General features: G+C 61.1%; 13 protein-coding genes. 4 read left to right on the forward strand and 9 right to left on the reverse strand.

Annotated features, from left to right (window positions below):
- Positions 1-1,911 (reverse strand): beta strand repeat-containing protein (locus Q3C01_RS04270; RefSeq protein ID WP_458144074.1); only part of this gene is annotated, 1,911 nt, incomplete at its 3' end.
- Between the two features lie 510 nt (positions 1,912-2,421).
- On the opposite strand from Q3C01_RS04270, the gene Q3C01_RS04275 reads away from it, so the two are divergent.
- Positions 2,422-5,547, forward strand: coding sequence for a multicopper oxidase family protein (locus Q3C01_RS04275; protein WP_458144075.1), 3,126 nt, complete (start codon positions 2,422-2,424; stop codon positions 5,545-5,547).
- A gap of 76 nt (positions 5,548-5,623) precedes the next feature.
- Here the strand turns inward: Q3C01_RS04275 and Q3C01_RS04280 are convergent, their stop codons facing one another.
- Positions 5,624-8,641, reverse strand: coding sequence for a hypothetical protein (locus Q3C01_RS04280; protein WP_458144076.1), 3,018 nt, complete (start codon positions 8,639-8,641; stop codon positions 5,624-5,626).
- Between the two features lie 295 nt (positions 8,642-8,936).
- On the opposite strand from Q3C01_RS04280, the gene Q3C01_RS04285 reads away from it, so the two are divergent.
- Positions 8,937-9,554 (forward strand): hypothetical protein, encoded by a 618-nt coding sequence (locus Q3C01_RS04285; RefSeq protein WP_458144077.1) that lies wholly within the window; start codon positions 8,937-8,939, stop codon positions 9,552-9,554.
- 334 nt (positions 9,555-9,888) lie between these two features.
- Positions 9,889-11,178, forward strand: a complete 1,290-nt coding sequence (locus Q3C01_RS04290; RefSeq protein ID WP_458144108.1) for an ABC transporter substrate-binding protein — start codon at positions 9,889-9,891, stop codon at positions 11,176-11,178.
- A 14-nt stretch (positions 11,179-11,192) separates the two neighbouring features.
- Here the strand turns inward: Q3C01_RS04290 and Q3C01_RS04295 are convergent, their stop codons facing one another.
- From Q3C01_RS04295 to Q3C01_RS04305, 3 genes are all read right to left on the reverse strand, one after another.
- A complete protein-coding gene (locus tag Q3C01_RS04295) occupies positions 11,193-13,130 on the reverse strand; it encodes an adenylate/guanylate cyclase domain-containing protein (protein ID WP_458144078.1) in 1,938 nt (645 codons plus the stop codon).
- Between the two features lie 221 nt (positions 13,131-13,351).
- A complete protein-coding gene (locus tag Q3C01_RS04300; RefSeq protein WP_458144079.1) occupies positions 13,352-15,028 on the reverse strand; it encodes an arylsulfatase in 1,677 nt (558 codons plus the stop codon).
- Entirely contained in the window at positions 14,988-15,950 is a 963-nt protein-coding gene (locus Q3C01_RS04305; RefSeq protein ID WP_458144080.1) for a formylglycine-generating enzyme family protein, read from the reverse strand. The genes Q3C01_RS04300 and Q3C01_RS04305 overlap by 41 nt, the downstream gene beginning before the upstream one ends.
- A gap of 555 nt (positions 15,951-16,505) precedes the next feature.
- On the opposite strand from Q3C01_RS04305, the gene Q3C01_RS04310 reads away from it, so the two are divergent.
- Positions 16,506-16,892, forward strand: coding sequence for a helix-turn-helix transcriptional regulator (locus Q3C01_RS04310; RefSeq protein ID WP_458144081.1), 387 nt, complete (start codon positions 16,506-16,508; stop codon positions 16,890-16,892).
- Positions 16,893-17,044: 152 nt separating this feature from the next.
- Here the strand turns inward: Q3C01_RS04310 and Q3C01_RS04315 are convergent, their stop codons facing one another.
- The 4 genes from Q3C01_RS04315 to Q3C01_RS04330 form a co-directional block, all read right to left on the reverse strand.
- A complete protein-coding gene (locus Q3C01_RS04315) occupies positions 17,045-18,793 on the reverse strand; it encodes an arylsulfatase (protein WP_458144082.1) in 1,749 nt (582 codons plus the stop codon).
- A gap of 481 nt (positions 18,794-19,274) precedes the next feature.
- A complete protein-coding gene (locus tag Q3C01_RS04320; protein WP_458144083.1) occupies positions 19,275-19,619 on the reverse strand; it encodes a hypothetical protein in 345 nt (114 codons plus the stop codon).
- Between the two features lie 30 nt (positions 19,620-19,649).
- Positions 19,650-20,036, reverse strand: a complete 387-nt coding sequence (locus Q3C01_RS04325; protein ID WP_458144084.1) for a hypothetical protein — start codon at positions 20,034-20,036, stop codon at positions 19,650-19,652.
- 156 nt (positions 20,037-20,192) lie between these two features.
- On the reverse strand, positions 20,193-21,209 hold the full coding sequence (locus Q3C01_RS04330) for a SphA family protein (RefSeq protein WP_458144085.1): 1,017 nt from the start codon (positions 21,207-21,209) through the stop codon (positions 20,193-20,195).
- Positions 21,210-21,477: the final 268 nt, after the last annotated feature.

The following is a 21,477-nucleotide window of genomic DNA, read 5'->3' on the forward strand; positions in this document are numbered from 1 at the left end:
GGCGCCGCCGTTGAGTTGCCCATAGTTGGTCGTCGCGCCTGCGGTGTTGGTGAGCAGGCCGGATACCGTGCCGCCGATGTTGTTGAACGTCGCGGCATTGTTAACCGCGCCGGTGATGGTTCCGTAATTCCAAACGGTGCCGGTGCCGGAAATCGCCACCGTTCCGGCAATCACAGCGTTGTTGGTGAGTGTGCCGCCGGTCACCGTGGCGCCGCCGTTGAGCTGCCCGTCATTGGTCGTCGTGCCCGCGGTGTTGGTCAGCAGGCCGGATACCGTGCCGCCGACGTTGTTGTTGAACGTCGCCGCATTGTCGACCGCGCCGGTGATGGTCCCGTAATTATTGACGGCGCCGGTGCCGGAGATGTCGACGGTACCGACAATCAGGTTGCTATTGCTGAGTGTGCCGCCGGTTACCGTGGCGCCGCCGTTGAGCTGGCCGGCGTTGGACGCCGTGCCGGCGGTGTTGGTGAAAAGGCCCGATACCGTGCCGGTACTCTGGTTGACGAAGGTGCCGGCATTCGAAATCGTGCCAGTCCAGGTGCCCGCGTTGGCTAGCAAGCCGCTGTCGTTGGTCGCGTTTCCGATCCAGACGCCGTCATTATTGTTGTAAATGACGCCGCCAGCGCCGTTGCTGGCGATGTCGCCAGTCCACACACCCGTCGAGGTGTTGGTGATGGTGCCGGTGTTGGTATTGACCCTGGCGTTGTAGGCGCCGCTGTTGGTGACGGTGCCGGAGTTGTCGAGATCGTCATTGACGGTGCCGCCCTGCGCCACCGTGATGACGCCGCTGTTGGTAATACCGGTCGTTGCCGTCAGCGTGCTGGTGCCGTCGACGCCGATGGTGCCGGAATTGTTGATCGTGGTGGCGGTTGCGGTCGCGCCCGCCAGGTTCAGCGTTCCCGACGTCACGGTCCAGGCCTGGGTGGTGGCGCTCGAGGTGTTCGACAGCGTCCAGGTGCTGGATCCTGATTTGTTGAACTGCGCGAAATTCTGATATTGCGAGCCGAGTTGCGACAGGTTGAACGAACTGTCGGTGGTGCCGCCGAGCACCAGCGCGTTGGTGCCGCTGCCGACGACGTTGCCGCTGATGCTGGAGCCAGCCCGCAGCTCGAGGCTGTTGGTACCGCCCGTAAAGTAGATTGCGGTGCGGCCGGAAATGGCTCCCGCATTGATGATCGTCAGGTTTTGTCCGACGATGCCGTAACCCGCCGCTCCCGCCACTCCGATATTGTAGAAACCGCCGCCATCACCGCCCAGCCCGCCGTATCCGCTGGAAATCGCACCTGAATTGCTGATGGTGACGCCGTTGGCGTTGGTGACGGTGATACCGTTGCCGCCATTGCCGCCGCCGCCGGCGTAGCCGCCATAAGAGCTGTTGTCGACCGCGATGCCGCCAGTGCCGCCGTTGCCGCCCTGCACCGTCACGCCGCTGTTCACCGTGAGCGCGACGCCGGTGTTGCTGCCGTTCACGATGATGCCGCTACCGCCGCCGCCACCACCGCCGCCGCCGCCAACGCTATAATAGTTGCTGAAGTGCATTGCTCCGCTGCCACCGGCGCCGCCGTCGCCGCCGGTCGCGTTGGCGCTGATGGTCGTCGCGCCGGAGGTACTGACCGTGGTGCCCGCGCCACCTGCGCCGCCGCCGCCGCCGCCGGCGCCGTCACTCCCGCCGCCGCCACCGCCGCCGCTGTCGGACCCGCCGCCGCCGCCGCCACTGCCGGACCCGCCGGTCCCGCCGCCACCACCGCCGCCGCCGGTTGACGTCCCATCGCCGGCAAGACCCGCGCCGCCGCCGCCACCCGGGGTGTTCCAGTTCGATGCGTTACCGCCGGTGCCGCCGTTTTGCCCGGTCGACTGGGCGTAGGAAGTAGCCGGTGCCGCCAGAATGATGATGGATGCGACACTGGCCATCCAACCGAGCCAGGTCCGGTGGCAGGTCGGCTGAATTGCCGCCAATAGAGCCGGCGAACGCCGATCGAAAGATGTTCTGGCTGAAATGATACGCACCCTAGACCGCCTGATCCGTTCCCGGAGATGACCAGGCCTTCTGCCGGGCGACATCGCCTTTGCAATTGAACATTGCTGGCGACGGTATGAGTCGCCGGCCAATGGTCGGCAGCTAGCCATCAAGGGGGCGTCGGTGTCCTGAAAGGGGGGCGGTTACTTTCTGAAGCTTTCTGATATTTGCGCTTCAGGTCGCTTCCGCAGCTGAAAGTTCCGGATACCGGTCTGGCCGAACGTCCATCTCCGCGACGACAGCGTGTCTCAATGTCCGGGAGCTCAAAACCGCCCTTGGCGACGATCGACCAAGTCCAGGGACAACGTCCTGCTGGCCGCCATGGAGATCGTCGCCGCGCCGGTGGGACGAATCCAGCGAATCTGTGGTAACTCGTTACAGGCAAGGAATATCAGGGGAATTGGATGCATCGTGCCTTTCGCAGGGTCGCTCGGGCGATTCTGGCCACCATCTCGATCATGGCTTTCGGCGCCGGCACGGCGCTCTCGCAAACCGCCAGCTATTCGCCACCCGCCTACAAGGAGCCCGTCACCCTATCCAGCGAGCATGGCGTGCTCGAAGTCACGCTCACTGCACAGCAAAGCGAGATCGCACTCGATACCGCAGCGGCCCCGGTCAGGGACGCTCTCCTGTTCGGCTATCGCCTGGTCCGCGGCAAGGCGTCAAACGGCGAGACCGCTGCAAAGGGCCTCTATCCGGCACCGACGCTGCAGGTCTTCCCCGGCGAGCGGCTCGTCATCCATCTTGAGAACGCGCTGTCTGGACTCACGATCCGCGACTTCTACGACCCGCGATACACGCTGGCCGGCGGCGAGGTTCCGACTTATCCCGAGCAGCTCGAGGTCTCGCCGCTCAATCTCCACACCCATGGGCTGCATGTCAGCCCGAAGGGGAATGCCGACAACGTCCTCATCCACATGCCGGTCGGCACGTCGAGCACCTATGTGTACGACATCCCCACCAACCAGCCGCAAGGAGCCTATTGGTATCATCCGCATCTCCACACGCTGACGACGGCGCATGTATATGCAGGGCTCGCCGGCCTGCTCGCGATCGGACGGACTGACGGCAATCTGCCGGTCGTCACGCAAAAGGCGATCCCGATCCGCAACATGATGCTTCAATACAACTTCGTGTTTGATCGCCGGGGGCCGAAGCCGCAGCTCAACAATCCCAACTGGCCGCAATTCGTCAGCACGCTCACCCCGCCCGCTCCGGGAGCGCTGGCGAACGGGACCTATCGTCCGATCCTCGCGCCGGTGAATTTCACCGCCGCCGCGCCAGGCTCCCGCTTCGCAACCGTGTGGTATGCAGGCCCGCTCTCGATCCAGAATATGCGCGGGCGCTTCCAGTTCATTCCGAACAATCTCCAGACATTCACGGCCAGCAGCGGGCGAGCGGACGACGTGGCGGCCGATCCGACGCTTCCCGACCATCTCCGCGACGTCCAGTTCACGGTGAACGGCCAATTCCAGCCGACGCTGCGAAGCAAGCCGGGACAGACCGAGATCTGGGTCCTCGCGAATGTGAGCGACATGGCCTATATGAGCGTCCGTCTCACCGAGACGGCGACCGGGCACCATCCGAAGATCGCCATCGTGGGGCAAGACGGCAATCCCAGTCCGGCGGTCCGCTACCCCGTCGAAGAGAGCGGAACCCGCCTCGTCATACCGCCGGCATCGCGCTTCGCGATTGCGGTCACGATGCCGGATCGCGGTGACCTGATTCTGGAAATGCCGGAGCGGGGTGCCGGCGCGCGAGCAGAAAACGCGCCGGGCATCCTCTACACCAGCAACGGCACCGAGAACCCGCCTGCAGTGCTCGGCACATTGAGCGTGCTGCCGTCCGCGGTGAGTTATTACGACGGATTTTTTCTGTTCCCGACCCAGGTCCTGGCACGGGCCGTGACCCAAGGGGACAGAGGAGAGACCACGGCCTTCACCGAAGGCCAGCCACTCGGCGCCTTCACGCCCTTCGAAGATCTCTCCGCGGTCACGCCAGACCTGACGCGGCATATTCTGATCAATGGCGGTTTTCTCAACGATCTCGCGAGCATGCGGGATCCCAAGACCTTCATCTATGCCTTCGACAGCGGCGCATTTCCAAATGTCCCCCTGATTCAGCCCCGCCTGAATTCGATGGAAGAATGGGTGTTTCGCAACGAGAACAATGACGAGCATCCCATCCACGTCCATGTGAATGATTTCCAGATCACTGGCATCTCCGACCCCACCACGGGGCTGAAGGTCGGATCCGTGATGCAGGGCATCGACAATGCCAATGTGCCGGTCCCCAATCTCGGGCCGGAGGAGTCAGTGATCCAGCCGGGCACGCTGTCGATCAGGACCCGCTTCAAGGACTATGCCGGCCTGTTCGTCATGCACTGCCATCGCCTCAATCACGAGGACAACGGTCTCATGGCGCTGGTCAACGTCATCCCGGCCGTCTCGTCCTACGCGGTGGCGATTCCCGGCAGCCGCGGTCGTCCGGCCACGGTCAGGATTCTGGACGGCGACAAACTGCTCGCGACGGTCACGCCGTTTCCGGCATTCGAAGGCACTCTGAGCGTGGCGATGGGCGACGTCGACGACGATGGCGTCTACGATCTGGTCGTCGGCGCCGGCGCCGGCCACGCACCGGAGATCGCCGTGTTCTCGGGCGCGGCGAAAAATGGCGCCGCCCCCTTCGCGACGCAGCTCGCACGCTTCAACGCGTTTGGCGCCAGCGCTCGGAACGGCGTGAATGTCGCGGTCGCGAAGATCGACGGCGTTACCACCGGCGACAACATCATCGTCGGGTCTGGGCCCGGCGATAAGAGCGAGGTCAGGGTCTTCAGCTCCGCGCTGCCGGTCCTCGGCACCGCGCCGGCGGTGTTCTCGTCCTTCAACCCCTATCCGGGGGATCAATCCGGCGTGACCCTCAGCGCGGGGTTCGTCGATTTCACCACCGGCCGTCAGAGCATCGTCACGGCGCCCGGACCAGGCGCTCCGTCCACCGTGAAGGTCTTCGCATTCCCGCTGCTCGAGCCGATCGGTCACGCCTCTGGCGATCATCACCATGGCTCCGCCGGCACCGGGCAGCCAGTGACAACGACGGAATTCTCACCGTTCGGCAGCTCCTATCGGGGTGGCGTCACGCTCGCCACCGGCTGGCTCGCCGGCACGCTCGGTGGCGCCGAGCGCATCGTCGTCGGCCAGCGTGACGGCGGCGTGGTCAAGATCTTCTCCAGCGGCTCGGCGCTCGATGGAGGGCCCTCGATGTATCTTCACAGCGCCGCGGCGCATCCTCATGCCGGCTTCACCGAGATGGCTTCCTTCATCCCGTTCGGCGACGGCGTCCGCGGCTTGAGCGTTGCGACGACGAGCACGATCGAAGGGGCCGACCTCCTGGTCAGCCCGCTATCGTCCAGCAGCAATGCCACCATTCGCCGCTTCGCACTCCAGCGCCCCAGCAAAACCGCGACATCGCTGGCAGCCATCCTCAGAGCCGAGATCCCCGTGGAGGGGCCGGTCATTCTCGGTGGAGATTGAAGGGAGGAGTCATGGTGCGCAGGGGCGCAGTGCCGCGATTGCAGCTGCATGCCCCCTCTCCTTGAGACATTGAATTCTAGCCGGCTGTTTGCAATGGCGCATTTGTCGGTCTAGCGGGGCGGCCGGGCAAATGCGTGCTGGCATAAGCCATCGCGTAGTTATCGAACAAGATGTTCGATTGAGCTGTCGCCGTCGTCATCGTCTCTCTGCCGGACATGCCAAGCGTCGGGGCGGGATCGGTCGTCTTCCGTCCGGGCAGGCCCCACAGGTAGCTGACCTGCACAGCCTCGCGGGGATCAGCAGTCAGCGTGATCCTGACCGTATCGACATCAAGGATGGCGACGGACGCGATATCAAGCAACGGGTTGACGCAGAAGACGCATGCGCCACCTCCATTCGATGTGATGTCGATCGGCGATCCGCCCAACGTCGCGGAGAGTTGCATGCTGTCGCCTCTCTTGTTGACGACGTAATAGACCGTTCCCCGAGTGATGCCGCCCGGCATCGTCCTGATAGAGGAAATCACAACCTTGTCGCCGTTGGCGGCAGGGTTTCCCGACCAAGCTATCGTGTCCGCCGTGGCGTCGACGGTGACGGAGCTCGCGACGTAAGACGGGCGGAAGCCTACAGACGCTTTAACGACGTCAAACCCAGTAACGTTGCCAGTCTGCCACGTTTGAAGCCCTGTGCCGCCATTGTGCCGGAACGTCACGTCGATCATGGCGCCGCGACGGGTCGCCGACACCGGTGTCGGGCCGAAACCGTCGTAAGTCGAAATGCCGCGATACTTCAACATGGACATGGCCTGCATTTCGCCCCGCAGCTCCATGTCGGTGGCATCCGTCGGGTGCGCCCCGTCAGGGGTGTTCGACCAGAAGAAGTGATCGTCACAGACCGCGAAAATCAGCGGGTCGCCCGTCTTCCCTGCCATCCAGTCAACCTGGCCCTTGCGAACACTCTGATAGCCCATCGTTGCATCGACTGCATTGGGTTGACGGTTAGACAGGAAAACCTCGCCGAAGACGATGTCGTTCCCAAGGCTCGTCCGAACCCAAGAATACAGACTGTCGAGCTTGGCGCCGTATCCGCCTCCGCTATCAGCCGCGCCCTGATCCCAGATATACCAGCCAGCTTTACAGGCAACTTGCGATGTATCGCACAATACGATCTTGTTCAGAGCAGCATTGACATTGGTCAGGTTCGACTTGGTGGTGAAGTTGGAGACCGTTGAACCTCCGATGACGACGTGGACGATCCCGATGACACAGTCGCCATCGTTCGAGAGCCTATTTGCGTATACGGCCTCGCCCGCACCCAGCAAAGCGAGGTTCGACGTGCTTCCGTACATCCGCTGCCATGACGCGCTGGTGCTGTAGTTGTAGCGGGAGATGAACCCGTTCGGCGTCACCTTGCCTGCGAAGTTACTCATCAAGCCCTGGATGCTGTCGCCCTGCTGGATGATGACTTCGCCGACCCCGATCGGGACCGTTGATTGCTGGGTGATCTGACTGGAGCCAAGTTTGCGCAGCTGGAAGCTAAGCCAGCGCTTGCCCTTCGGACAGGTGAACTCGCCGCCCCATGTCTTGGCAACTGCGTCGGCCGAGAAGCCCGACACAGATGTCCAGTCCTGAATCAGCGAGCCCGACGACAGGTCCGTAACCTTGACCTGCACGCCGACCGGCGTGATACCGGTGAAGATGCCGGTCAGACTGAAATATCCGATCCCGCCCTTATGCTGAATGACGGTGCCGCAAGCCCAGCTATCGAGGCGGACAGAGCCGGTGACTTGAGTGTTCGGTGCGAGCTCGCCCAGCCCTGTCGTCACCCATGCATTATTTCGCGTGCGGGTGACGCCATAGGACCCCACCATACCGTCAACGAAACCGGTCGCGTCCGTATACAGGATGGCCGTGCACGAGAGATGCTTCGCCGCCGGCATCTTCGCGGTGCAGGTTGTGTCGAAGGTGAATGCCTCACCGGCCATGCCGGCGTTGCGATGCTTCATGACGAGACCGTCGGCACCAATGTGGATATAGTGTGCATCGCTCGCGCCCCCCTGAAGCGGCGCAAGTGAATTCAACCGCGCGACCAACCTGCTAATCGTTTCTGGCGTCGTGCTGACGTCGACGACGGAACTGCTGCTCTTGACGTCGAGCGCGGCGCCGCCTTGCGTCAAAGACAGCTGCCATGTGTCGGCGGTCACGTTCACGATGTAGTAGAATCTGGCGGCGGGGAGGCCGGACGTCCAGTTCGATCCGGACACCGTGACCTTCCAGTTATTCTGTAGACCGTGCGCCGTCTTGGTGAATACGTCGGTCGTTGAGCTTACCGACGCGTTTGATGCAACCGTGTGTGTAGCCGTCTGAATGTCCAGAACAGGATCGACAGGCGCGTCCTTGAAGGTGATGACCTGACCGTTCAGCGTCATCGTTTTGCCATCGCCTGGCGTTGCCTTCGATGCAGTGTCGCTGCCGGTCGATCCTCCGTTCGCGATGCTCGCGAGCCGAATGACGGAAAATGGACATGCGCTTGCGAAGTTCCCGAGCGTCACGGGGTTGATGCCGTCGGCGATCTGAGCGATTTCGTTTTCAGACAACGCCCGATCTGGCATGTAAATGGGCATCTCGACTTCAACAGACGAGTTGAATTGCAGGTTGAGCAAAGTGCCCCACGTGGCACAAAGTCCAGGGTTGTCAAACCCGGTAAAGGTGCAGACCTTCGACATGATGAGCCGCGGGCGTGCGCTCCGGAACGTCTGCCAAACCTCAATGGACCCGCTGCGGTACTGGACCGTATAGAGCGCCGGATGGTTTTCGTATTTGTGGTCGTCTTGCGCCTCTGAAGAGATACCGAAAGCCTTGCCGTCTGGGCTGGTGCCGTTCAGCGACGTCGTCGAAACCTTGTTAAGTGCCTTGTCCGTGCCCGACAGGAAAAACTTGAATCTGTTGCCGCTGTTGGCGAGTGGAACGGTCCCGGAATAGCCAAGGGCGAGCTGCTGCTCAGTGCCGTCACCGGTCGCCTTGGACTGCGTGGTGCCGCTCACCCCGATATTGAAGATATAACCGGCCGTGAAATTCGTGGTCGACGGAGGCATGCGCGCCCAGATGCCGACAGACCACTCGGCGCCAAACGGGGGAAGGCAGGTCGAACCTCCGTTGAACCGTCCCGCACAATACGTCCTCGTCGTCGAGCGGTATGCAGCGGGCGCAACATCTTGGACAACAGGTGCCGCTCTCGCAAAGACGGCGACAGAGGGTAAGTTGAGGCCCAAGCTTAGCATGCCTGCCCCCAGCACTTCGCGACGTGTGGGCATGCCGGCGCATATAGCACAGCTTCCGCCCCCAAAACCAACGGCACAAACCATCATCGATGCGAGAATTTGATCCGGTGTGACCCTCAGCGCGGGGTTCGTCGATTTCACCACCGGCCGTCAGAGCATCGTCACGGCGCCCGGACCAGGCGCTCCGTCCACCGTGAAGGTCTTCGCATTCCCGCTGCTCGAGCCGATCGGTCACGCCTCTGGCGATCATCACCATGGCTCCACCGGCACCGGGCAGCCGGTGACAACGACGGAATTCTCACCGTTCGGCAGCTCCTATCGGGGTGGCGTCACGCTCGCCACCGGCTGGCTCGCCGGCATGCTCGGTGGCGCCGAGCGCATCGTCGTCGGCCAGCGTGACGGCGGCGTGGTCAAGATCTTCTCCAGCGGCTCGGCGCTCGATGGAGGGCCCTCGATGTATCTTCACAGCGCCGCTGCGCATCCTCATGCCGGCTTCACCGAGATGGCTTCCTTCATCCCGTTCGGCGACGGCACCCGCGGCTTGAGCGTTGCGACGACGAGCACGACCGAAGGGGCCGACCTCCTGGTCAGCTCGCTATCGTCCAGCAGCAATGCCACCATTCGCCGCTTCGCACTCCAGCGCCCCAGCAAAACCGCAACATCGCTGGCAGCCATCCTCAGAGCCGAGATCCCTGTGGAGGGGCCGGTCATTCTCGGTGGAGATTGAGGGGATGACCGTGCCCTCCGAAGGCAAAGGCACACGTTCGAATCGTGTCGGGCGCGCCATTGTGTCATGGCGCTGGACACCATTAAGACCTTTGCGCAGGGAAGGTCGGACTATCCGTTCAAACTTGTTGTAACCGCGGCGTGACCGTCAACCATCACCGGAGAGACATCATGGATCTCAACGGCCTCTGACGGAGGCCTCGCGTCGGTAAGGTCGTAAGCTTCGGCAAGCAATTGACATATGTCAAGGTCGTGGCCCCCTGATGCGTATCGCTTGGAGCTGCGAAGAGAGCGAACGCGCTGGCGTGAATCGTCTTTCCATCGAGCGAGGGAATATGCGGCGGGCATCCGCCTTGTTTGGCTTCTCCCTTTGCGCCGGATTGCTGGCCACGGTCACAGCTGCCGCCCAAACAGAGCGTCTGATATTCTTGTCGACCCAACTGCGGCCGATCGAGGAGGCGCAGAAGATGCGCAACCTGGTGCTCAAGGATTTTCCGCAGGAAGTCGACTATACCACCGACCTGCCGCAGCGGTTTCTGATGCGCGTAGAGGCAGAGAAACAGACTGGCCTGCACACGATAGATGTCGTCGGGGCGCTGCACGGAGAGCTGCAGCCACTCGTTCCGCTTGACGCATTGGTCCCGCTCGATGACCTCGCCGAGAAGCTGACCAGCCGCGGCATCCCGACGAAGCTGCTCGCGCTCGGCAAATTCGGCACGACGCACCAGTTCTATATCCCATGGATGCAAGCCGGCTACATCATGATCGCCAACAAGCAGGCGCTGCCCTATTTGCCCGACGGAGCGGACATCAATGCGCTCAGCTACGACCAACTCGCGACGTGGGCCGCGACGATCCAACAGAAAACGGGGAAGCGTTTGCTCGGCTTCCCAGCAGGTCCACACGGGCTGATGCATCGCTTCTTCGAGGGTTTCCTTTATCCATCCCACACCGGCGGGGTCGTGGTTCCGTTCCGCTCAGAAGCCGCCGAAGCGATGTGGACGCAGTTCGCGTCGTTATGGAAGAGTGTCAATCCGAACTCCACCAGCTACAATTTCATGGGACCGCCCTTGCTTTCCGGTGACGTCTGGATTGCTTTCGACCACATTGCCCGTGTGCTCGATGCGCTGCGCCAGAGGCCGAACGAATTTGTCGCCTTCCCGGCCCCCGCCGGACCCAAGGGGCGCGGCTACATGCCTCTTCTGGTCGGCCTGGCAGCGATGAAGGACGCGCCCGACCTGGGCAAAGCGACGGCGCTCATCGATTATCTGACCCTACCCACAACGCAGATCGCGTTAGCTCGTACGGTCGGCTTCTTTCCGGTGGTGAGTGTGAAGTTGCCGCCGGATCTCGATCCCGGACTGAAGATGGGCGCCGCTGCAATTGCAGACACGCAATCTGCGAAGGACGCGCTGCCCACGCTGCCGCCGATGGGCTTCGGCCAGCGCGCTGCCGAGTTCGATGGGGTGTTCCGGGAGACGTTTCAGCAGATCGTTCTGCGCGGCCAGAAGCCGCGCACCGTGCTCGATCGCGAAGCAGAGACACTGCAGCGCCTGATCACCGAGACCGGCGCGCCATGCTGGCAGCCCGATCCCCCCAGCACCGGCGCGTGCGAGGTCCACTAGCGACAGGCTGGTCCTCATGCGGACTTCCTGCCTGACGAAACCAAGGGGCGGGCTTGCTCAACGGCCCCGACCAACTCATATACGCGCGTTTCAGTCGTCATTCCCTTCGCGGTGACCGAGGCGATGGGCTTGAATCGAAAACAACGCTCGACCCGGTTGCGCACGGCTTCGCTGACAAGCATCGTCGTCCCGTAGTTCTTGTTCAGCCCCTCAAGGCGGGCGGCGAGATTCACGCTGTTGCCGAGGACCGTATAGTTCATGCGCTCCGCCGAACCCACATTTCCTACCACGGCATCTCCGAAATGGATGCCAATTCGAACCACGAACGCGGGTAGCCCCTCGGCTGCAAATTGGACATTGAGTGCGTCGCTTGCCGCCTTGGCCGAAAGAGCCGCCCGACAAGCCCGCTCGGCATGATCGGGCTGCAAATGGGGAGCATTCCAAAATACCATCACCGAGTCCCCGATGAACTTGTCCACGGTTCCGCCCTCGGCATGAAACGCTTCCGTCAGCGAAGCGAAATGGCGCGAGGTCTGGCGCATCAGACTGTCGGGGTCGGCCGCTTCGGCAATGCCGGTAAAATTCGTGACATCGGTAAAGAGGATGGTGACCTCTCGTCTCGTTCCACCAAGTTCGGTGGAAATCGAACCATCAACGATGCCTCTAACGATATCCTTCGGGACAAAGCGAGCGAACGACGAGATGCTCCGCTGTGCGACGTCGATCGCCTTGCCCAGTTCATTGACCTCCGCGATATTCGATGTAACCGACGGATTGCGAGGTGCCGATAGCGTCTGGAGCTTGCTCGCCTGAGCGGTGATCCGTTTGAGCGACGTCGACATCCGGTTGCCAAAGATCCAGGCCGCGGGTACGAAGCAACCGCCGACGACCAGAGTGATAAGCAGCCCCCTGATCTGCAGCGCCCGCACGCTCTGCACAAAATCGTCTTCAGCCGCAATTAGCAAAGAGTAGCCGCTGAATTGGTCTCCTTGAGAAAATTTCTTCAAGTGGAAGAGGTAGTCTCGTCCGTCTCCGCCCCGCATGCTTCCTTCAAACCGCTGGCTGCCATCCCACTTCTGCATGACTGCAGCGACGAGCCCGGTACGAATTTCCGAAATTTCGGGGAGTCGGCGATCCGGGAGATTCGTCTTCGCTTCCTGCACAAGCCGAGCGAAGTCCGGGTGCGCGATCAGTACGCCGAAAGCGTCGAAGATGACGGCTGTTCCGTGCTCCCCCGGGCGCTGCCCGTAGACTAGCTCGCTGAACTTATCAAGCTTGAGGTCGGCGGCAACGACGCCGCTGACATGCCCGTGCAAAGGCACGCTCAAGGTGATCATTGGCGTGCCAATGCTGAATGAAGCATATGGCGACGAAACGAGGGAGCTGGCCGCCTGTATCGTATCGCGATACCAGGGCCGCTTTCGTGGATCATAACCGTAGTTTGGCAGATCGACCAGGCCGATGATCTTGCCGCCCTGGTCTTCGAAGATCCGCCGCATCGGCAGTGCGCCGTCCGGGGTCGGCCGAACCTGATTGACGTTGTAGACAGCCCCCGGGGGTGCCCCTAGCTTTTCGCGCTCCACTTGACCTAGGACGTCGAGGCGACGGACTTGAAGCCAGCAGCCATTTTCGTATCCGACATAGAAGCTATCCGCCTGCGGCAACCTCTGCAGAGCCGCCTTGAAGAGGACGATCGCACTGTCTTCCTCGTTCTTGTCATCGCAGCTGGCGAGAGAGGGACTCGATGACAGCACGTCGACAACGGAGCTCAGCCCCGACACGTCAGCCGCCAGGCGACTGAGCGTGTTCGCGCTGGCGGCGTCCATGGCAGCAGAAGCCGCTGCTCTTGCCACAGCATGAGAGGTCGCGAGCTCCGTGAACACCAGCGATGCAGTCAGGGCTGCAATGAAGGCGATCACCGCCGCTGTTATCGCTATCCTGAATGTGAGCATCTCAATGCGTCCACTCGCTCCAGGGCTGATGACCAGAAGAGGTCATGGTCAGTCAGATCGCCGACAATCGTCAAATCGATGTCGTTGTCGCGAAGCATTGGGCATATCGCCCAGGACAGAGCCCTCCCAGGCCAGTCCACAAGCATCGAAGCGCCTTGGACGGCCCATGGCGCCCGGTCGAGCGCGTCCCTGCAATCACCGTCTCAGTGATCTCGGGATGCTCAGTGCTTGCCGCTGCCGCCACCTTCCTGCAACTTCGCCAGCACCTGATCGAGCGAGAAACTGCCTGGCTTCTGCCGGGGCGGGTTCTCGACATAGGTTTGGAGATGCTGGCCCACTATGTCCTGCGCCGGAACGAGTACAAAGGCGCGCTCGACGCGCCACTTGCCGTATTCGCCAGCCTCGAACTGGGCTCGTTCGAACGGATCGGCTCGCAAATCTATCAGCTTGGGAAGCCGGAGCGGAATGAGCGGGTCCTGCCACACATCGAGACCCTTCGCGCGCTGCTCCAAGAACAGAATTTTCCAGCGGTCATAGCGCAGAGCAGCCAAATTGCCATCATCAGTCCAGTAGAAATATTCCTTGCGCTTGCTTGGACTAGTGCCTGCCAGCAAACCGCGCTGATCGTAGCCGTCAAGGTGGACCTTGAAGGTCTTTGGTCCCGCTTGATAGCCGGCGAGCAGCTTCTCGGTGGCGTTCGGCTCGCCAGCGGCCGCGACCAGCGTCGGCACCCAATCCTCATGCGAGAATATCTCGTTGATCTCGGTGCCGGCCTTTACCACGCCCGGCCAGCGGATCATGCCGGGGACACGATAGCCGCCCTCCCAACTCGCGTTCTTTTCGCCGTGGAACGGCGTCGTGCCACCATCGGGCCAGGAGAACTCTTCGGCGCCGTTATCGGTCGTGTAGATGACGATGGTGTTATCGGCAATCCCGAGGTCGTCGAGTTGCTTGAGCAGTTGGCCGACCATGCCATCGTGCTCGACCATGCCGTCAGCTTCCGATCCAAGACCGGTCTTTCCTTGTGAGGATGCCTTGAGGTGGGTGTAGATGTGCATGCGGGTCGCGTTGAACCAGCAGAAGAACGGCTTATTGGCGCGGCTATTCTTGTCAATGAAGGCCATCGCAGCACCGAGGAATTCCTCGTCCACCGTCTCCATGCGCTTCTTGGTCAGATGGCCGGTGTCCTCGATCTTCTGCCTGCCGACTCGGCCGAACCGCGGGTCCTCGGTCGGATCGTCGGCGTCCGTCGCGAACGTGCGCAGAACGCCGCGCGGGCCGTACCTGTTGAAGAAATTGGGATACTCGGAGGCCTTCGGGTAGTCCGGGTTCTCCGGCTCTTCCTCGGCGTTGAGGTGATAAAGATTGCCGAAGAATTCGTCGAAGCCGTGCACTGTGGGCAGAAATTCATTTCGATCACCGAGGTGGTTCTTGCCGAACTGACCCGTGGCGTAACCCATCGGTTTGAGCAGGTCGGCGAGTGTCGGGTCCTTTTCTGAAAGCCCCTCCTTTGCGCCGGGAAGGCCGACCTTGAGCAGGCCGGTGCGGAAGCAACTCTGTCCGGTGATAAAGGCGGCGCGACCCGCCGTGCAGGATTGTTGGGCGTAGAGATCGGTGAAGATCGCGCCTTCCCTGGCGATACGGTCGATGTTGGGCGTGCGATAACCCATCATGCCGCGGTTGTAGGCGCTGATATTCCAGTAGCCGATGTCGTCGCCGAAGATGACGAGGATGTTCGGTGTTCGGCTCGATGGTGTGGCTGGCGCTTGAGTTGTAGGTGCAGCCTTCTGCGACTGGGCCAGTGCGTTGGAGGAGAGCGTCGAAACAGCGACCAGCGCCGTTCCGCTGAGAAGTAGGCTACGGCGGTCGGGCGAGCCTCGTTTTGACTTGGACGTCATTATCCGACTCCCTTTTTTTGACTACGCACCTGAATCCGACGTGATTTGTTGAGGTATCGACGGGTTCCGCGTGGCGCGCCGCGGGGCGGTAGCGGCGGCAATAATTCGGGGCGCAAAGATGCGAGCCGCCCTTCAAGACTTTGCGCGGGATAAGGATGTTGGGTTGACATGGATCAAAGCTGTTGGCCTCGGAACCACCGCGCGGGTCTTGCGGAATGCAGCACAGCTTCACCGCATCGGCCTCGTGCTTGGTGGACCACCAGTCCGTGGTCCACTCCCAGACATTGCCAATCATGTCGTAGAGGCCGTAGCCGTTCGGCGGAAACGCTTTGACCGGCGATGTGCCCGCGTAACCGTCGCTCTTGAGATTTTCGTACGGGAAGGCGCCTTGCCAGGTATTCGCCATCGGCTTACCGCTGGGCATGAACTCGTCACCCCAGGCGAACTCGGCGTCGTCGAGTCCGCCGCGCGCGGCCAATTCCCATTCGGATTCGGTCGGCAAATCCTTGCCGACCCATCTCGCATAAGCCTCGGCATCGCGATAGGCGATATGGACAACGGGATGATCATCAAGGCCGCTGATCGAGCTGCGCGGGCCATACGGTCTGCGCCAATTGGCGCCAAATTTGAAATTCCACCATTGCGACCAGTCGCGCAAATCGACCGGATGCTTCGGAGGCGTGAAGACCAGCGAACCGGCCTTGAGCATATGCGGCAGCGCGCCCGGATAATCCTTCGCATCGGGCGGCGTCTCCGCGAACGTCACATAACCCGTTGCATTGACGAACTTGCGGAAGTCGCGATTGGTGACCGGCGTGCGATCGATCCAGAAGCCGCTCACGGTGACACGATGGGCCGGCGCCTCTTCGGGATAGTGCTTATTGGAGCCCATGCGGAACGTGCCGCCCGGAATCCAGATCATGCCCGGATCGCGAGGCTCATCTGACGAGGGTACGTCTGCCGCAGCGCCAACATCGCCCATAGGCTACTCGCAGCGAACAAGTTTCGCGAATTGCTCAAACGACAACCCCGCACTCCCTCTGCGATCTCTCGCGGAGGCAGTTCGGTCACGGCCGGTGCGGCAGGCGACGGCGGCTCAAGGTCGAAGAACTGCCGGTACCAAATAGCCGACGACAGCGACACAGCCTATCCTATCAGCGCAAGGCCGGACAGTGCCATTGTCGCGGAATGCCGCCTCGAAGCGTTCGAGACCTTGATTTCGTAGCCAATTGCCGAGGTCCATAACGGCGACCCAACTGCTTGTGTCCGCGTCGGCTATTGCTGACACGATATTACCGGTGGATCATCACGTTCGACTGTGCGAAATCGGCAATCTGCTTCCCGCCTCAGAGTTTCGGAGCGCAATCCAACGTGCTCGAGATCCAAGACTGTGCCGGGCACTTAAATCAGGAGCCGCTGCCTCGCTGATGCCGCCGCTCTACCAATCACACCGGCGGGTCATCGCCATGATGTGATCATGTCGAGGTTCGAGGAGTTCCTGGAAGCAAATCCCGACAGGCCCCTCTACCTCACCGAAATTTGCGCAGGCATTGGTGTCGCCGAGCGGACGCTGCGTGGCGCTTGTGAAGAGCATCTCGGGATGGCGCCGATCCGCTATCTCACCTTGCGCCGAATGCATCTCGTCCGACGAGCCCTCCAGTGGGCGGACGCCGGCAAGACGAATGTCACTCGTATCGTCACCAACCACGGCTTCTGGCAGCTGGGACGCTTTTCCGTGGCCTACCGCAGACTGTTCGGAGAATCCCCGTCGGAGACTTTACGGCGTCCGGCCGAGCAATCGAAGGTTGAACTGGGACGCCCCTCGCGGCTCCGGACCCACGAAAGGTCGGCTCGACCAAATTAGACGCGAGGCTGTCGGCTAGACCTTCCGTCCAAGTGCCCTCCTGTTTGCCGAAACTGCGTAGGCTGATCCGAAGAATCGCGCACCATCTTGGTCGGCTATCTTGATTGGTCCCGGCGGGCGTTCAAGCGGACGCCCGCCACGATCCTTGCCTGTTACTGTCCTTCGTGAGTCTTCATCGCCGCATCGATCTTCTCCTTCACCGCGGAGAGGTTGAAGGAAGCAGGAGCCTGCATCGGTGGAAACTCGATGGCGGTTCGCGCCAGCTCGGCCACCTTCTCCTGCACCTGCACGAAGCGCCAGAACTCGCGTGCCATGAAGTCATTCATGTAGCCACCGCCTAGATTGTTCATCGTCTCACCGCGGATCGAGGGCGTCCGCTCGAAGGGGTCCTGGCGCAGGTTGACGATCGTCGGGATATCAGTTGTCACCTTTTCTCCGGGCCAACCATTAGGCTGCTGCATGAACAGGAACTTGAAATCGTCCATGCGGATAGCGCCGAGGTTTGCCTCGGCGAAGTAATAGACTTCGTGGCGCTTCGAGGGGCCAGCTCCAGTCAACAGGTCGAGCTGGTTGTAGCCGTCAAGATGGTTCTTGTAGGTCCGGTCGCCGAGCTGCACGCCGCGTAGAAGCTGCTCGGTGATGTTCGGATTTCCTGCTGCCGCGGCAAACGTCGGCAGCCAGTCCTGCCCGGAAAAGATGCCGTTCTCGACCACGCCCGGCCTGATCTTGCCCGGCCACCGAATGACGCAGGGTACGCGGAATCCCCCCTCATAGATCGTGCCTTTGGTGGCGCGGAACGGCGTCATGCCGCCATCAGGCCAGGTAAAGACCTCCGCGCCGTTGTCGGTCGTGAAGACGACGATGGTGTTGTCGGCAATGCCAAGGTCGTCGAGGTGCTTGAGCAGGTCGCCGATATCGTCGTCCATCTGCGACATGCCAGCCTCCTCCAGGCCGTAGCCGCTTTGTGGGGTCATCTTCGCCTGCTGCTTTTGCGATAGATAGGTGAAGATGTGCATCCGCGTCGTGTTGTGCCAAATGAAGAACGGCTTTCCGGCCTGCTTCGCCTGATCCATGAAGCGCTTGCTGTTCTCGACTAGCACGGCGTCGAAGGTCTCCATGTTGTACTTGGCTGGCCGGCCCTTCTGCCAGTACTGGTGATCTGCGCCCATTTCGGGGAACGGAGCGAGCGGCCCTTCGTCGACGATACGTTGTTTGCCGATTTTTCCCCAACGCGCCATGATGGTGGGATCCTCGGTGTCGGTCGCGTAGGAATGCACGATGTTGCGCGGGCCGTATTTGTCGATCCAGTCCTGCGGGTAATCGAACCAGTAAGGGTCCGACATCGCGTCGAGATGGTACAGGTAACCGAAAAATTCGTCGAACCCGTGTAGCGTCGGCAGGTACTTGTTTAGATCCCCCAAGTGGTTCTTGCCGAACTGCCCAGTGGCGTAACCCTGCGATTTCAACACAGTCGCGACGGTAACGGCTTGTTCCGGAATGCCTACATCCGCTCCGGCTTGCCCAACAGTTGTCAGGCCGGTGCGCAGAGGGATTTGTCCAGTGATGAAGTTCGCGCGCCCCGCGGTGCAGCTGGCCTCCGCATAGTAATCGGTAAACCGCATACCTTCGTTGGCAATTCGGTCGAGGTTCGGCGTTTTACCGGCCATGATTCCCTGGTGATAAGCGCCGATGTTGAACCATCCGACATCATCACCCATGATGAAGAGAATGTTCGGCTTCTGCGGCGCTGTCGCCGCCTGCTGCGCGACAGCCTTTTGCACCGTTGCACCGGTGCCCAGTGCAGATGCAGCGGCGAACGCCGTGCTGGCAAGCAGTATATTGCGGCGATTGAGAGCACCCTTACCTAAGTTCGAGCTGTCTCCGTCAACGGCATTGGACATTTCTCGCTCCTGCTATGGTGGCACTTCAGCCCGACATGGCTTGTCGAGGCATCGATCGGCGTCGTTCCTATTGCATTGCTCTGGTTTGCCCGCCATGCTTGGATATCGGCCTCTCTTGCAAGTTGCATTGTCGCGTTTGTGAAATGAGACCTCGACCGGCTTTGACCATTTCACGTTGCGCGCAACCGCTTGTCGCAAAGTTCGTCGACCCTGAATTTTCATTCGCGACCACTATGCGCTTCTCGCCGGATCAGGCTATGCAGTTTCGGCGGCCGGCCACGGCAATCTAGCGTTACCGACCATCAGTGGTCGAAGGAGGACGCCGCCCGACGTATGGGTGTCGCGACACGTCACCGCAAAGTGCCCATGCTTCAAGCTGCTTGCCGAAGCTGCATAAGTGGCGTGCGAAAATGTCCTAACTGTTCACCCCCTCGGGGCTTAAGAGATTCACTTTCCTGATCCTCCAGCAAACAACCATTGGCTATGGTGTCTTCAAAGATTGCTCTAATGCAAAGAGGTTTTGCGGCTGCACGCGGATAGTGCCCCCACGAGGACTATCGAGATCCGCGATGAGATAGAATGCGATCGATGCTACAACAGGCCGGATGAAGACGATCATACCGCCCTTCCGTCGCTCGCCATAACCAACCAATATGTTACAGCAAATCGCCATCACTCCCATCAGCGCCCATGCTCCGATCGGTATGCGATTGCGCCACGCCGCCAGCGTATCACCTTGGGAGTTCAGCACATCGTTGATGCCCGAGACGGCCAACGCTACGATCGGCGTCGGCTGCTTGGCCGCGGCCGAAACAGCACTTTCCAAAGCTCCGCCTGAGCAGTTGCGGTGTCCTGGTCAAATGGCCCGGCCGGCGCGCTCGTCGTCGTTTTCGTAGAAGGCGATCCGGAGCCGGAGATAGTTCCCCAGCAATTCCCTTGCTTGAGCGCCAAGCTCTCCGGGCAGAAGATCCGCGCGCAAATACTCGGTGCCGATGGCGTTCGCCTCCGCCTCCTCGAGTGTCTTGCGCTGATCGTACCGCGAAACCGCCATCGCGAAGCTAAATGCGATGATGAGCGCAAGGAGCGTCATGGTCGTAGCACGCACCGTGTCGAAGTCGTGGCGCTCGTCCTGGCGAAGTTGCTGTGTGCGCTTGCGGAGGAAGTCTCCAATGTAAAGGGCGACACATTGCACAATGAGCGCGATGACGAAAACGATCAGGGGATTATTGATGTGCGCGTGCATGGCACGACAGAAACCACCGAACTATCGCGACGAGAACAGGTGATCACCTTCTTCCAGAATCACATCCGCTGACAACAGACGAAAACCTGCTTGGCAATTCTGATGTTGGCAGGCAGAGGCAGCTCTTGTCTTCTCCATACGATAGAGCCGGCGTTTCTACTTCGTGAACATGGGCCTTGATGGCGTCGGCGGTGTTGCTGCCGCAGGCGAAATATTGAAGGTCAGCCAGAGATTCCAGCCTGCTGGCCGATTCTCATTGGCGAATTCGCCGTAAGCCTTCAGGTTGAGGTAGCCCTGCAGCTTGTCTGCGAGCGGAAAGATGTAACCGACCTGCGGGCCGAGGCCGACCACTCGCGACTGGAAGCAGCCAACGCGATCGCCGGACCCAGTATCGCATCCGACCTGCTGATACAGGTAACCCACGAGGCCGACCTGCCACTGCTTGGTCAGGAATTGCGAGGCGCCCCAGTCGAGGTGCATGTCCACCCCGTTTTGGTATTGGGTAGCCGGGTTTTTAAAGTTGTATGTGAATCCGAGCACCGCTGAAAACTCATGCCCGGTCTTTTGGTCGAAATAGGTGTAGCCGCCGCCAGCGTCGATCGCCCAGTGTCCAATCCCTATGTTGGCAAGGCGGGCTGAATCGTACATCCCGACCGGAATGTCGCCAGTGATATACGTCATGTAGTTGTTAACACCGGCATTCCAGCGCAGCGCGAACTGCGGGTACACATCGCCAAATCCCACGATCGAGCTGCTGATGCTATCGGAGCGCGAGAAAGGAAATGTGTTGCCGCCAGGGCCCGTCACCGTTCCGGTGAGGGTTCCCGCCAGCGACGTGCTGTTGGCGCCGTAGGCTGCAAGAAAGCCGGCAGAGGCCTGACCGCCGAACACTGGTGTTTCGAAAGCGTAGTTCGCGATCAAAAAGCCAAGATCCAAATTGGCATGAACGTTGGCGTTCGCGGTGGCCGTGACATTCGCTGGGATATTGCCGATGGTGATCTCGCGGGCCCGCGCGACGTCGCCAGCGGCGGAAACCGAGTCATGCCAATAGATGGTGGTCGCCGACCACCCCGGCGCCTGCTGGGGCACAGCCGCGAGGCTGCCATAAAGGCCGGGCACCCAAAAACTGACGCCGCCCTCATCGGCACGAGCGCATTGAACGGGCAGCGCCATTAGAGCGGCAACCGCTCCGATGCATAACTGACGCGAAAACCGACACCTCGGGCGCTGCATCCGCCGATCCTCCGTTCTCTCGGCCTTAAGCCGCTCGCGGGTCCGCTCACGGCGGAGATGTCGAAAGTAGGCGGCTATGATTGCGGCGCGTCTATGCGAAATCGGCAAACCGCACGGCGCCGTCACTCTTAAATGACGAGTGTGTCTCGGAGGTCACAATGGGGCCATCTCCCGACAGCCTGCCAAATTTGCATAGTCCTATTTGATC

Source organism: Bradyrhizobium sp. UFLA05-109, assembly GCF_054185165.1.

Coding starts and splice junctions, on each gene's coding strand:
- Q3C01_RS04275 (WP_458144075.1), top strand. CDS start 2,422: ATGCATCGTGCCTTTCGCAGGGTCGCTCGGGCGATTCTGGCCACCATC.
- Q3C01_RS04280 (WP_458144076.1), bottom strand. CDS start 8,641: ATGCCTCCGTCGACCACGAATTTCACGGCCGGTTATATCTTCAATATC.
- Q3C01_RS04290 (WP_458144108.1), top strand. CDS start 9,889: ATGCGGCGGGCATCCGCCTTGTTTGGCTTCTCCCTTTGCGCCGGATTG.
- Q3C01_RS04295 (WP_458144078.1), bottom strand. CDS start 13,130: ATGCTCACATTCAGGATAGCGATAACAGCGGCGGTGATCGCCTTCATT.
- Q3C01_RS04300 (WP_458144079.1), bottom strand. CDS start 15,028: ATGACGTCCAAGTCAAAACGAGGCTCGCCCGACCGCCGTAGCCTACTT.
- Q3C01_RS04305 (WP_458144080.1), bottom strand. CDS start 15,950: ATGATCTGGATTCCGGGCGGCACGTTCCGCATGGGCTCCAATAAGCAC.
- Q3C01_RS04310 (WP_458144081.1), top strand. CDS start 16,506: ATGTCGAGGTTCGAGGAGTTCCTGGAAGCAAATCCCGACAGGCCCCTC.
- Q3C01_RS04315 (WP_458144082.1), bottom strand. CDS start 18,793: ATGTCCAATGCCGTTGACGGAGACAGCTCGAACTTAGGTAAGGGTGCT.
- Q3C01_RS04325 (WP_458144084.1), bottom strand. CDS start 20,036: ATGCACGCGCACATCAATAATCCCCTGATCGTTTTCGTCATCGCGCTC.
- Q3C01_RS04330 (WP_458144085.1), bottom strand. CDS start 21,209: ATGGCGCTGCCCGTTCAATGCGCTCGTGCCGATGAGGGCGGCGTCAGT.